The organism is Novosphingobium sp. FKTRR1 (assembly GCF_020404405.1).
Lineage (GTDB): Bacteria > Pseudomonadota > Alphaproteobacteria > Sphingomonadales > Sphingomonadaceae > Novosphingobium.
Window position 1 is genome coordinate 57,232 of sequence record NZ_JAIZDA010000014.1, and the last position, 13,099, is coordinate 70,330.

Consider the following 13,099-nt stretch of genomic DNA (forward strand, 5'->3'; position numbering starts at 1 on the left):
CGATGCGTGCGCGCCCGGTTTCCTTCTTTTCAGTCAAAGGTCTTCGTGATGATCAAAATGCTTCCGGCCGCCCTTGTGGCGGCCCTCGGTCTCGCCGCGCCTGCGCTTGCAGCCGACGCGAGCCGCACGCCTCAGGGCCATTGGGAATGGCGCTCGGCGCCGCAATATGGTCCGCGGGCGACCGGCCCTGCGCGTGTCCGCATATGGGTGCCCCAGAGCCGGGACATCGCCAGCTGCGATTGCGCGATGATGCAGGCAAGCGCCGCCGACTGCATGCGCGGCGCAGTCAGGTCGGACAAGGGCTAACCCACTCCGGAGCGGCGCGTCACATGGTGGCGCGCCGCCTCTGTCATGAGGGGATGATATCCATGATCATGATGCCGAGGCGCGCTGTGCGACGCCTGTTGCTCCCACTCGGTGCGACGCTTGCGAGCGCCTGGGCCGTGCCGGTGTCGGCCGGCCCGCTCACCTACGAGCAGGCACTGAGGCTCGCTGCCGCCAATGCGCCAAGCCTCAAGGCGCGCGCGGCGGCGACAGCTGGCGCCCGCTCCTCGGCGGTCGCGGCCGATCGCCTGCCCGATCCGACGCTCGACCTGGGCCTGCAGAACTTCCCGGTGAGCGGCCCCAATGCCGGCAGCTTCACGCGCGACGATTTCACCATGGCGACGATCGGGTTCAGCCAGGCCTTCCCCAATCTCGCCAAGCGCCATGCACGCGCCGCGCGCGCCGCGGCCGATATCGGTGTCGCCGAGGCGGGCGAGCTGGTCGAAGGCCGCAACGTGCGGCTCGAGACCGCGCTCGCATGGATCGATCTCTATTATGGCGAACGCCGGCTCCGGCAGCTCGACCTGCTCGATGCCAGTCTCGACGACCTGCAGAAGACCGTGACCGCACGCCTGGCGTCGGGCAGCGCGCGCCCGAGCCAGGCGCTCGAGCCCGACCAGCTCCGCGCCGCCATCGCCGATCGCCGCGCCGAGATGGCTGCGGTGGTGGCGCAGGCGCGGGCCCGGCTCGCGCGCTATACCGGCGACCCCGACCCGCAGGCGACGGGCGACCCGCCGATGCTCGATGTCGATCCGATCCGGCTGCGGGCCGGGATCGATGCGCTTCCCGCCCTGCGCGCGCAGGACGCGCGGATCGCAGTCGCCGAAGCGGACGTGCGTCTCGCGCGCGCCGACAAGCGCCCCGACTGGAAGGTCGGCGTCACCTATGGCCGGCGCGATCCCATGTACGGCGACATGGCCTCGGTCGGCGTGTCGATCGACCTGCCGCTGTTCGCCGGCAAGCGCCAGAACCCCAGGATCGCTGCAAGCGAGAGCCTTGCGCAAGGGGGTCGGTTCGACCGCGAGGCGATCCGCCGCGAGCTGGTGGCGCAGCTCGACGCCGATCTCGCAGACCATGCCATGCATCTCTCCCGGTTGCGCAATGCCCGCGAGACGCTGGTGCCACTCGCCAGGCACCGCGCCGAGCTCGACCGCGACAGCTATGGCGCCGGCAAGCTCGACCTTGGCGCCGCGCTGCTCACGACGCTCGGGCTCGCGGAGGCCGAGGTCGAGGCGCTCAACCGCGAAGCCGACGTCGCGCGCGACGCGGTCCGCATCACTATCACCTATGGGGAGGAGCGGCCATGACGCTCGATAAATCCGCGCTGCGCTGGGGCGCATCGATCCTGGCTGTCGCGCTGCTGGCCGGCGGCACAGGCTATTGGGCTGGCCATCGCCAGACACCGCAATCGGAGGCGACCACGCCCGCCGGGGCAGGCAAAGTCCTTTACTGGTACGATCCGATGTTCCCCAACCAGAAGTTCGACAAGCCCGGCAAGTCGCCCTTCATGGATATGCAGCTCGTGCCGCGATACGCGGACGGAGGAAGCGCCGGCGCGGCCCCCACGGTCGCCGTCGATCCCGCCGCGCGGCAGAGCCTGGGATTGCGGGTCGTCGCGGCGAAGATGGGCAGCCTTGCCTCGGCCCTCGAGGTCACCGGCACGATCGACTTCAACCAGCGCGACGTCGCCGTCATCCAGGCGCGTTCGGGCGGGTTCGTGAGCCGCGTCTATGCGCGAGCGCCCGGGGACGTGGTCCGCGCCGGCGCGCCGATCGCGGACCTGCTCCTGCCCGAATGGGGCGGCGCGCAGACCGAATATCTGAGCGTCAGGCGGCTCGGCAAGCCCGACCTCACCGCGGCCGCGCGCCAGCGACTGCGGCTGATGGGCATGTCCGACGGCCTCATCGCCAGCGTCGAGCGGAGCGGACGCCCGAACGGCGTGGTGACGATCACGACGCCGATCTCGGGCACGATCCAGACGCTCGACGCCCGTGCCGGCGTGACGCTCGCCATGGGCCAGACGCTCGCCCAGGTAAGCGGGCTCGGCACCGTCTGGCTCAATGCCGCGGTGCCCGAAGCGCGCGCGGGCGATGTCCGGGTCGGCCAGAATGCCAGCACCACGCTGGCGGGCTTCCCCGGCGAGCGCTTCGCCGGCCGGGTGATCGCGATCCTGCCGACCACGCAGGCCGACAGCCGCACGCTCACCGTGCGGATCGAGCTGCCCAACCGGGACGGCCGGTTGCGGCCGGGCATGTTCGCCAGCGTCGCGCTTGGCGGCGATGCCAAGCCGGCGCTGCTGGTGCCGAGCGAAGCGGTGATCCGCACGGGCAGGCGCACGCTCGTCATGCTGGCCGCAGGCGACGGGCGCTATCATCCCGCCGAGGTCCGCATCGGCCGCGAGGCAGGCGGCGAGACCGAGATCCTTGCCGGCCTGTCGCCCGGCGAGAACGTCGTCGTCTCGGGGCAGTTCCTGATCGATTCCGAGGCGAGCCTGTCGGGAATCGAGGCGCGGCCGATCGGCGGCGGTGCGGCATCGGCGACCATCGCCGCGCCGGCGTCGAAAGCCACGCTGTACGAGACGACGGGCAAGATCGAGCGGATCACGGCCAATTCGGTGACGCTCAGCCACGAGCCCGTTCCCGCGCTCGACTGGCCGGCGATGACGATGACCTTCGCGCTCGCCAATCCGGGCATCGCGCGCGGCTTCAAGGCGGGTGACCGGGTCCGGTTCGGGTTCGACCGGCCCCCGGCGGGACCGACGCTGCGGCATATGGCGAAGGTGGCGGGCCAGTGATCGCCCATCTCATCCGCTGGTCGGTGAGGAACCGCTTCTTCGTCGTGCTCGGCATGCTCGCGCTGGTCGGCGCGGGCCTGTGGGCGGTGCGCTCGACCCCGATCGACGCGCTGCCCGATCTTTCCGACGTGCAGGTCGTGATCCGCACTTCCTATCCGGGTCAGGCGCCGCAGATCGTCGAGAACCAGATCACCTATCCGCTCACCACCACCATGCTGTCGGTGCCCGGCGCCAAGACGGTGCGCGGCTATAGCTTCTTCGGCGACAGCTTCGTCTATGTGATCTTCGAGGACGGCACCGATCTCTACTGGGCGCGCAGCCGCGTGCTCGAATATCTCAACCAGGTCCAGGGTCGGTTGCCGGCCAGCGCCCGCAGCGCGCTCGGGCCGGACGCGACCGGGGTCGGCTGGGTCTATGAATATGCGCTGGTCGACCGCACCGGCCGGCACGATCTCTCGCAGCTTCGCGGGTTGCAGGACTGGTTCCTGCGCTACGAGCTGAAGACCGTGACCGGCGTGGCCGAAGTCGCCAGCATCGGCGGCATGGTCAAGCAGTACCAGGTGCTGCTCGATCCGGTGAAGCTCGCGGCCTACGGCGTAACCCACGCCCAGGCAGTGCAGGCGATCAGCCAAGCCAATCAGGAAGCCAGCGGCTCGGTGCTGGAAATGGCCGAGGCCGAATATATGGTCCGCGCCTCGGGCTATCTGAAAACGCTCGACGATTTCCGGGCAATCCCGCTCAAGACTGCGGCGGGCGGCGTGCCCGTCCGGCTCGGCGATGTCGCCACGATCCAGGTCGGCCCCGAGATGCGGCGCGGCATCGCCGAACTGAACGGCGAAGGCGAGGTCGCCGGCGGCGTCGTTATTCTTCGGTCAGGCAAGAACGCCCGTGAGACCATCGCGGCGGTCAAGGACAAGCTCGCCGATCTCAGGAAAAGCCTGCCGCCGGGCGTCGAGGTGGTCACGGTCTATGACCGCTCGCAGCTGATCGATCGCGCGGTCGAGAACCTCACCCGCAAGCTGGTCGAGGAGTTCATCGTCGTCGCATTGGTCTGCGCCCTGTTCCTCTGGCACGTCCGCTCGGCGCTGGTCGCGATCCTGACCTTGCCGCTCGGTGTGCTGGCCGCGTTCGTCGTAATGCGGTTCCAGGGGGTGAACGCCAACATCATGTCGCTGGGCGGCATCGCCATCGCCATCGGCGCGATGGTGGATGCGGCGGTCGTCATGATCGAGAACGCCCACAAGAGGATCGAACGCTGGGAGCAGGATCACCCGGACAGACATCTCGATGGCGAGATGCGCTGGATCGTCGTCACCGAGGCGGCGGCCGAGGTCGGGCCGGCGCTGTTCTTCAGCCTGCTGATCATCACGCTGTCGTTCATTCCGGTCTTCACCCTGGAGGCGCAGGAAGGCCGGCTGTTCGCGCCGCTCGCCTTCACCAAGACCTATGCGATGGGCGCGGCCGCGATCCTGTCGGTGACCCTGGTGCCGATCCTGATGGGCTGGCTGATCCGGGGCCGCATTCCGGCCGAGCAGGCCAATCCGGTCAATCGCTGGCTCACCAATATCTACCGGCCCGCGATCGACTGGACGATGAAGCGGCCCAAGGCAGTGCTGCTGATCGCGGCTCTGGTGTTCGCCACCACGGCCTGGCCGCTCAGCCGGCTCGGCGGCGAGTTCATGCCCAATCTCGACGAGGGCGACCTGCTCTACATGCCCTCGGCGCTGCCGGGCCTCTCGGCCGCCAAGGCGAGTGAGCTGCTCCAGCAGACCGACCGCCTGATCAAGACCGTGCCCGAAGTCGAAAGCGTGTTCGGCAAGGCCGGCCGCGCCGAGACCGCGACCGATCCCGCGCCGCTCGAAATGTTCGAGACGACGATCCAATTCAAGCCCCGCGACCAGTGGCGGTCGGGCATGACGCCCGAACGCCTTGTCGACGAGCTCGATCGCCGGGTGAAGCTTCCGGGTCTCGCCAATATCTGGGTGCCGCCGATCCGCAACCGCATCGACATGCTCGCGACGGGCATCAAGAGCCCGATCGGGGTCAAGGTGTCGGGCAGTGACCTCGCCGAGCTCGACCGCATCGCGCATGATGTCGAGACCGTGGCCAGGAGCGTGCCCGGCGTCAGCTCGGCGCTCGCCGAGCGGCTGACCGGCGGACGCTATGTCGATGTCGACATAGACCGCGCCGCCGCCGCGCGGTTCGGGCTCAACATCGCCGACGTCCAGGCCATCGTCTCCGGCGCGATCGGCGGCGAGACGATCGGCGAGACGGTCGAGGGCCTCGCCCGCTATCCGATCAGCGTGCGCTATCCGCGCGAATTGCGCGACAGCCTCGAAAGGCTGCGGGCGCTACCGATCCTGACGCCCGCGGGCCAGCAGATCACCTTGGGCACCGTGGCAAACGTCTCGATCGCCGAGGGACCGCCGATGCTCAAGACCGAGAATGCCCGGCCTTCGACCTGGGTCTACGTCGATGTGCGCGGGCGCGATCTTGCCTCGGTGGTCGGCGATCTGCAGCGTGCGGTGGCGAAACAGGTCAGGCTCTCGCCTGGGGTCAGCATCGCTTACTCTGGCCAGTTCGAATATCTCGAGCGCGCGGTCGACCGCTTGAAGCTGGTCGTGCCCGCGACGCTGCTGATCATCTTCGTGCTGCTCTACCTCATCTTCGGCCGCTTCGACGAGGCGGCGCTGATCATGGGGACGCTGCCGTTTGCGCTGACCGGCGGCATCTGGACGCTTTATCTGCTGGGGTTCAACCAGTCGATCGCCACCGGGGTCGGGTTCATCGCGCTCGCCGGCGTCTCCGCCGAGTTCGGGGTGGTGATGCTGATCTATCTCAAGAACGCGCTGGCCGAGCGCGGCGCACATCCGGACGCTGCCGAGGTCGAGGCCGCCGTGCGCGAAGGCGCGCTGCTGCGCGTCCGTCCCAAGGCGATGACGGTGGCGGTGATCCTGGCCGGCCTGCTGCCGATCCTGCTGGGATCAGGCGCGGGTTCGGAGGTCATGAGCCGGATTGCCGCGCCGATGATCGGCGGCATGCTGACCGCGCCCTTGCTCTCAATGTTCGTCCTGCCCGCCGCCTACCTGCTGTTGCGCCGGCCCAAGACCGATCCCATCCCTCAACCCGTTTCATCATGAAGGAGAAGACGATGAACCATGCACGACTGACCATTGCCCTCGGCCTCGCCGCCCTGACTGCCGCGTGCGGCAAGAAGGCGGAGGCCCCCGTTGCGACTGAGACCAACGAGGCGGAGCCCGCCGCGACCATGAGCGGCGACATGGGCAACATGTCGATGGCGCCTGACGCGAACGCCGCGATCAAGGCCAAGGGCCATGGCACCGTCACCGCGATCGACAAGGCGGCAGGCACGATCACGCTCGATCATGGTCCGATCCCGGAGGCCAAGTGGCCCGCGATGACGATGGCGTTCAAGGCCGCGCCGTCGATCACCGATGCGGTCAAGGTCGGCGACAAGGTCGATTTCGACCTCTCGCTCAAGGGCAGCGATGGCGAGGTCACCGCGATCGCAAAGCAGTGATCCGCTAAGTTCGACCGGAAAAAGCTGGTTGCGTCGCCGCTCCCGGGCGGCGACGCCCGTGCCGGCCGTCTGCCTGGCTGTGCGCCCGGTCGACGGTTGCGACCGGCAACGCCCAATGCCAGCGGCGTTTCCCTGCGCGATCACCGACAATTTGAGCACGCTTCGCGGATCGCACATTGAACGTGCAAGCCGCCCTTGCTCGCGATAGCCTGAACGGCAAGGAGCCCAGTTTAGATGACCCAGCCAGTATGACCTTGTTACCCGCGACACATCATGATCTCGTGAGCGAGCTTGTCCGTCGTTGGCGAGACGATCCCGGCGCCACCTATCGCTCCTGGTTTCTGTGGGACGAACGGCTGAAAAACTTCCGCTCCATCCGTCGCGGGCTGCAGCAGGTGGTCGCAGAAATCGAAAGTGGGCGGTTCGGCGTCGCCTATCGCGGCTCGTCACTGGAAACGGTTGTCCACTCGATCGCCGAACAGCGGCAGATCTTCAAGGGCGCCGACCATGCCTGGCTGTGGAAGCCCAAGCTGCGCATTCCAGACATCTACGAAAGCCCGGACAACCAGCGGGCGTTCGGTCGCCTGCTCGACAATTGCTCGTGCTGCGATACCGCCGAGGAGATCATCAGCCACATCCGCAGCATAGACGCGCTCAAGATCAAGGGGCTGGGGCCGGCGGCGGCCAACCTGCTCTATTTCCTTCACCCGACGCTGGTGCCGCCCTTCAATACCGCGATCGTCAAGGGCTACAATGCCGTCACCGGCGCCAAGGTGAAGCTCGGGTCATGGGATCATTTTCTCGCCATGCGCGCCGGCATCCTCGACCTCAACGACCGTTACCGCGAGTTGCTCTCCAACGATCTCGGCGCGATCGGCGGACTGTTGTTCGACATTGGCTCGGGCCGCTATCCCGCGCCACCGCTGGAGGATGACGCAACGGCGGCCGACGACTGGCTCGGCAGATTGGAACATGCCAGAGCGGAGGCAAGCCGGCTCGACAAGACAGCCGCCGCGCAGGGCGAAACCGATCGCACGCACGCCGAAATCCAGGCCTGGCTGCGCGACCTCGGCCATGCCCTCGGTTACGATGTGTGGATCGCCGCCAATGACCGCGGTCGACTTCACGCTGGCTGCCCGCTTGGACAGGGATGCCTCGAGCGCCTTCCAGACGCCATTGCGACCTCTCCCGGAGCGGACTCGATCCGCCTCATCGACGTGTTGTGGCTGGCGAAGGGTGGCGACGGCGTCGCCGCCGCGTTCGAGGTTGAACATTCGACCTCGATCTACTCGGGGATCGTGCGCATGCTCGATCTGGCGCTGTCGGGGAGCGATCTGCACGCTGCCGCCGGGCTATTCCTGGTCGCACCGAATGCGCGCGAGCAGGACGTTCGCGCGCAACTCCGTCGCCCGGCTTTCAGCCGTATTGCCGATCTCGACTTCGCCTATCTGCCCTATGGCGAGCTGGAGAGAAACAGGGACGCGATCGCTCGTTTTGGAACGGGATTGAAGGCCATCAAGGCGATCTCAAGCCCCCTTCCCTGAAACACGGACCATTGTGCCGCTGCTGGCAAGGGCCACCGGCCAGCTCCATAAGCTCATGCCGGTCCGATGAGGTTGCTTGGGGAGCGACGCCCTCCTGCAATCGAGTCGACCAGCGACCCCATCAGCCGATCTTCGCCATCAGCCTGCCCGCTGCGCCCTGCTCTGCAGCAAGGTTGCGATTATAGGCGAGTGGCATTCGCGGTGACTTCCACCGCAATGCATCCATGATCCCAGCCAGATCCTCTCCGCTTGAGCAGCCCCCACCGGGTGGTCCGGGTTGATAGTTAGTGCATTGTCGTCTCCGCCGCCATTGCCGGTCGGAGGTGGAGCGAAGCGGAACCGGAGGCCGGCAATGGCGGTGTTGCCGCTTCCGGAGCCGGTGGTCGGTAGCCAAGGCTGCTGTGCGGCCGGACGGTGTTGTAGTGACGCCGCCATGCCTCGATCAGCACCCTGGCCTCGGCGAGGCTGTAGAAAATCTCGCCGTTCAGCAGTTCGTCGCGCAGCGAGCCGTTGAAGCTCTCGTTGTAGCCGTTCTCCCATGGCGAGCCCGGCGCGATGTAGAGCGTCTTCACGCCGATCTGCCCGAGCCAGGTTTGGACGGCGGTGGCGATGAACTCGCTGCCGTTGTCGGATCTGATATGCGCTGGCGGACCACGCTCGATGAACAACTCGGCCAGCGCTGCCAGCACGTCTTCGTGGCGGAGCTGGCGCGCGACGACCAGCGCCAGGCACTCGCGGCTGGCCTCGTCGATGATGGTCAGGATGCGGAACTTGCGTCCGTCATGGGTTCGTTCCTCGACGAAGTCGTAGGCCCATACATGCCCCGGATACTCCGGCCGCAGCCGGATGCATGAGCCATCGTTCAACCACAGCCGGCCGCGTTTCGGTTGGCGCTGAGGCACCTTGAGCCCCTCGCGCCGCCAGATCCGCTCGACCCGCTTATGGTTCACCGACCAGCCGGACGCATGCAGCAATGCTGTCACCCGGCGATAGCCATAGCGCCCATACTGCTTGGCCAGCGCGACGATGTCGTCGGTCAGCGCCTCCTCGTCATCTGCCCCGCATGGCACCTTGCGTTGCGTCGACCGGTGCTGGCCGAGCACGCGGCACACTCGCCGCTCGGATACATCCAGCACCTCCCGGACCTGGTCGATGCAGCGCCGACGCCGTGCGGGGCTCAGAAGTTTCCCTTGGCGGCCTCCTGAAGGATGAGCTTATCCAGCGTCAGATCGGAGATCGCGCGGCGCAGCCGCAGATTCTCCTTCTCCAGGTCCTTCATCCGCCGCACCTGATCCGTTTCCAGGCCGCCATATTCCTTGCGCCAGCGATAGTAGGTCTGTTCGCTGACCGCGATCCGCCGGCACGCCTCGGCAGTCGTGCCGCCCTGGCCCAGCATAATCTCCACCTCACGCAGCTTGCCGATGATCTCCTCCGGCTTGTGCTTCTTCGCAGGCATACGTCGTCCCTTCCTTGGTCCAGACTCTCATAGTCAATGGACCACTCAGAAGGGGGCAGCTCACCGCTCCCGCCTGCGCCCGGCGGCGCGCGAGAGACCGGCCAAGGAGTTCTCCGATGAGCTTATACGCAACCCTTACCCAGCATATCTCACGAAGCAGGCTGATGATCGCCCTCGGGCTGCTTGCTTTTTCCTTCTGCCTCAGGGTCGAGGCGTTCGCCCACAATGTCGCGGAAGGCGACAAGGGCTATATCCAGGAAAGCAGCGGCGTCCTGTTTCTCCCGTTCGTGTATCTGGGCGCCAAGCACATGGTCACGGGCTACGACCATCTGCTGTTCCTGTTCGGCGTGATCTTCTTCCTCTACCGGATGAAGGACATCGGTCTTTACGTGACGCTGTTCGCGATCGGCCATTCGACGACCATGCTGTTCGGCGTGCTGATGGGGATCAGCGCCAACGCCTATCTCATCGACGCAATCATCGGCCTGTCGGTTGTCTATAAGGCGCTCGACAATCTTGGCGCGTTCCAGCGCTGGTTCGGCTTCCAACCCAATACCAAGGTCGCGACGCTGGTGTTCGGCTTCTTCCACGGGTTCGGCCTGGCGACAAAGATTCTTGAGTTCGAGATTTCAAGTGACGGCCTGCTCGCCAACCTGATCGCCTTCAATATCGGCGTCGAGATCGGGCAACTTCTCGCGCTCGGCGCCATCCTGATCCTGATGGGCTACTGGCGCCGGACCTCAAGTTTCATGCGCCACGCCTTCGCCGCCAACACCATCCTGATGGCCGCCGGCTTCGTGCTGGTCGGCTACCAGCTCGTCGGCTTTGCCGTCGCCTGATTTCAAGGAGGTTTCGACCATGTTCAACGCCCAACGTCCCAATCTCGACGACCTGCCCACCAATCGGCAATTGATCCGGGCGACACTCGTTGCCGCCATCTCCGCCAGCGCCCTTCTCGTCGCGGTCATTCTGCCCTCGGAATATGGTGTCGATCCCACCGGAGCCGGCCGCGCGCTGGGCCTTACCCAGATGGGCGAAATCAAAGTCCAGCTGGCTGAAGAAACAGCACAGAACGCCGCCGCCGATGCAGTGGCGGCGCAGGCGCCAGCCCTCGCATAGGTGGAGCAGGCTGCAGGCGGCAGCGTGCAACCGGTAGCCGCGCCCCCGAAGGTGCCCCTCGCGAGCGAAGCCGATGGGCGCACCGACACGACGCGCCTGACACTTGCGCCAGGCGAAGGCGCGGAGGTCAAGTTCAAGGCCAGTAAGGGCGCCCGTGTCGTCTTCAAGTGGTCGGTAGAGGGCGGCCACGTCAATTACGACACCCACGCGGACGCTCCGGGCATCTCCTATCATGGTTATGGCAAGGGCCAAGCGTCGACCGGCGAGCAAGGCGATCTCGTCGCCGCATTCGACGGCAGCCACGGCTGGTTCTGGCGCAACCGTTCGGGTGCCCCGGTGACGATCATGCTACGCACCGAGGGCGCCTATAGTGAGATCAAGCGGGTTGTCTGACATCGCTGCATCTCGTCCGATCGAATCCCGCCGTGCGAGCCCTCATGAACAGCGCGGTGGGATCGTCGGCGTCATGCGTTTTACCGGAGAGTTTTCAGCTGCCGGACATCGATCTTCTCGCGCTGGGTTATCCTGGCCTGTTTCTGGCTGCGCTGGTTGCTGCAACCCTGCTGCCGGCACAATCCGAACTGCTGCTGCTCGCCATGCTGGCTTCCGGAAGGTTCGAGCCGGTCCCGCTGCTCCTGGCCGCGTCGGTGGGCAATGTGCTGGGCTCAACACTCAACTGGGCGCTTGGCCGCTTTCTCGCGCATCATCGCGGCGCCCGCTGGTTCCCGGTCTCGGAGACCGCAATGGCGAAAGCGGAAAGGCGCTATCGCCGGTTCGGCGCGCTTTCCCTGCTGTTCTCATGGCTGCCCATCATCGGCGATCCCCTGACGCTTATCGCCGGCGTCTTGCGCACGCCGCTTTCCCGCTTCCTCCTGCTGGTCACGATCGCCAAATCCGGACGCTATCTAGTGCTGATGGTGGCGCATGGTTATCTGACCGCATGAGGCTGCAGACCAGTCTCACGGGCCCAACGAGGTAGCCATGCTCAAAATATTGGCCAACCGAACCTATCGCCATCTGTTCTTGGCCCAGATCATCGCGCTGATCGGCACCGGCCTCGCTACCGTCGCGTTGGGCCTGCTCGCCTATGACGTCGCTGGTGCTGACGCGGGTGCCGTGCTGGGCACAGCGATGGCGATCAAGATGATCGCTTATATCGGTGTGGCCCCGATTGTCGGCGCCTATGCAAACCGATTGCCGCGCCGTAGTTTCCTCATCGCGATGGACCTGATCCGTTGCCTGGTCGCGCTCGCGCTGCCCTTCATCGATCAGGTGTGGCAAATCTACGTACTGATCTTCGTGCTGCAATCGGCTTCGGCAGGGTTCACGCCGACCTTCCAGGCGACCATCCCTGACGTGCTGCCCGAGGAACAGGACTATACTAAGGCGCTGTCCCTCTCTCGCCTCGCCTATGACATGGAAAGCCTGACAAGCCCGATGCTCGCTGCCGCGCTGCTTACGGTTATGAGCTTCCACTGGCTGTTCTCAGGCACTGCAATCGGTTTTGCCTGTTCGGCCCTTCTTGTGTTGACGACCGTGCTTCCGCGGGCCGCTGCCAGCCGGCCGACGGGCGGCATCTATTATAATACCACGCGCGGCGCCCGGCTTTACCTCAAAACGCCTCGGCTTCGTGGCCTGCTCGCCGTGACTCTTGCAGCCGCCGCGGCCAGTGCGATGGTGATTGTTAATACGCCAGTGCTGGTACAGTCGGCCCTTGGGCGTGGACAGAGCGCGATGGCGATCACGCTCGCCGCTTTCGGTGGCGGCTCGATGCTGGCGGCGCTGTTGCTGCCGCGTTTGCTTGAACGGCTCTCCGATCGGACAGTGATGCTGTCGGCCGCTTCGGCTATGACGGTCACGCTGGCGGCGCTCGCCTTGTCTTGGCAGGACCACGCCGCCCCCCATTATTGGGGCGTGATCCTCGTGGGCTGGTTAGCACTTGGCATTGCCTATTCGGCCAGCATTACGCCTGGTGGCCGGCTGCTACGCCGCTCTTCGGGCGGGCAGGATCGGCCCGCCCTGTTTGCAGCGCAATTCGCGCTTAGCCATGTGTGCTGGCTAATTGCCTATCCACTGGCAGGTCAGATCGGCGCATTCGGCGGCATGGGCGCCGCGTTCGCTGCGGCCGCTGTGCTGGCGCTAATCGGCACGGTGATTGCGTTCCGCATCTGGCCCAGTGAAGACGCCGAAGTGGTAGCACACAGGCATGACGATCTGCCACTCGATCATCCCCATCTTCTCGAAGGGCATCCGGGCGGTCGCGCCCGCCACGCGTTCGTGATCGACGAGCTGCATCCACGCTGGCCGATCCAGTAGCGGCA

The 13,099-nt window shown here is 66.1% G+C and carries 11 protein-coding genes and 1 pseudogene; 10 read left to right on the forward strand and 2 right to left on the reverse strand.

The genetic code is table 11. The annotated features are described in order from the left end of the window. Positions 1-368 precede the first annotated feature (368 nt). The 5 genes from LDN95_RS13970 to LDN95_RS13990 all read left to right on the forward strand — a co-directional run bounded on the left by LDN95_RS13970 (position 369) and on the right by LDN95_RS13990 (position 8,203). The gene (locus LDN95_RS13970) at positions 369-1,631 is read left to right on the forward strand and encodes a TolC family protein (protein WP_039335398.1); all 1,263 of its coding nucleotides are present in this window, start codon (positions 369-371) and stop codon (positions 1,629-1,631) included. Next, positions 1,628-3,118: an efflux RND transporter periplasmic adaptor subunit gene (locus tag LDN95_RS13975; RefSeq protein WP_125964300.1), complete on the forward strand. Its 1,491-nt coding sequence runs from the start codon at positions 1,628-1,630 to the stop codon at positions 3,116-3,118. Before LDN95_RS13970 ends, LDN95_RS13975 begins: the two co-directional genes overlap by 4 nt. Continuing rightward, on the forward strand, positions 3,115-6,258 hold the full coding sequence (locus LDN95_RS13980) for an efflux RND transporter permease subunit (RefSeq protein WP_039335394.1): 3,144 nt from the start codon (positions 3,115-3,117) through the stop codon (positions 6,256-6,258). Before LDN95_RS13975 ends, LDN95_RS13980 begins: the two co-directional genes overlap by 4 nt. A gap of 11 nt (positions 6,259-6,269) precedes the next feature. Then, positions 6,270-6,659 (forward strand): copper-binding protein, encoded by a 390-nt coding sequence (locus tag LDN95_RS13985; RefSeq protein ID WP_226018251.1) that lies wholly within the window; start codon positions 6,270-6,272, stop codon positions 6,657-6,659. 248 nt (positions 6,660-6,907) lie between these two features. Beyond that, on the forward strand, positions 6,908-8,203 hold the full coding sequence (locus LDN95_RS13990) for a hypothetical protein (RefSeq protein ID WP_013039108.1): 1,296 nt from the start codon (positions 6,908-6,910) through the stop codon (positions 8,201-8,203). Positions 8,204-8,324: 121 nt separating this feature from the next. Here LDN95_RS13990 and LDN95_RS13995 read toward each other — a convergent pair. Next, positions 8,325-8,456, reverse strand: a pseudogene (locus tag LDN95_RS13995) (integrase); the annotation flags it as partial. 31 nt (positions 8,457-8,487) lie between these two features. Beyond that, positions 8,488-9,659, reverse strand: a protein-coding gene (locus LDN95_RS14000) for an IS3 family transposase (RefSeq protein WP_156135803.1) whose coding sequence is annotated in 2 segments (ribosomal slippage) — positions 8,488-9,395 and positions 9,395-9,659 — 1,173 coding nt in all. Because the reading frame shifts where the segments join, the coding sequence is not laid out codon by codon here. Positions 9,660-9,823: 164 nt separating this feature from the next. On the opposite strand from LDN95_RS14000, the gene LDN95_RS14005 reads away from it, so the two are divergent. From LDN95_RS14005 to LDN95_RS14025, 5 genes are read left to right on the forward strand one after another with little or no spacing between them, the layout of a single operon-like run. Beyond that, entirely contained in the window at positions 9,824-10,498 is a 675-nt protein-coding gene (locus LDN95_RS14005; protein WP_226018252.1) for a HupE/UreJ family protein, read from the forward strand. Positions 10,499-10,517: 19 nt separating this feature from the next. Further along, positions 10,518-10,778, forward strand: coding sequence for a hypothetical protein (locus LDN95_RS14010; protein ID WP_226018253.1), 261 nt, complete (start codon positions 10,518-10,520; stop codon positions 10,776-10,778). A 24-nt stretch (positions 10,779-10,802) separates the two neighbouring features. Beyond that, entirely contained in the window at positions 10,803-11,171 is a 369-nt protein-coding gene (locus tag LDN95_RS14015; protein ID WP_226018254.1) for a hypothetical protein, read from the forward strand. A 44-nt stretch (positions 11,172-11,215) separates the two neighbouring features. Next, positions 11,216-11,722, forward strand: coding sequence for a YqaA family protein (locus LDN95_RS14020; RefSeq protein WP_081856854.1), 507 nt, complete (start codon positions 11,216-11,218; stop codon positions 11,720-11,722). Positions 11,723-11,759: 37 nt separating this feature from the next. After that, the gene (locus LDN95_RS14025) at positions 11,760-13,094 is read left to right on the forward strand and encodes an MFS transporter (RefSeq protein ID WP_039335384.1); all 1,335 of its coding nucleotides are present in this window, start codon (positions 11,760-11,762) and stop codon (positions 13,092-13,094) included. Positions 13,095-13,099: the final 5 nt, after the last annotated feature.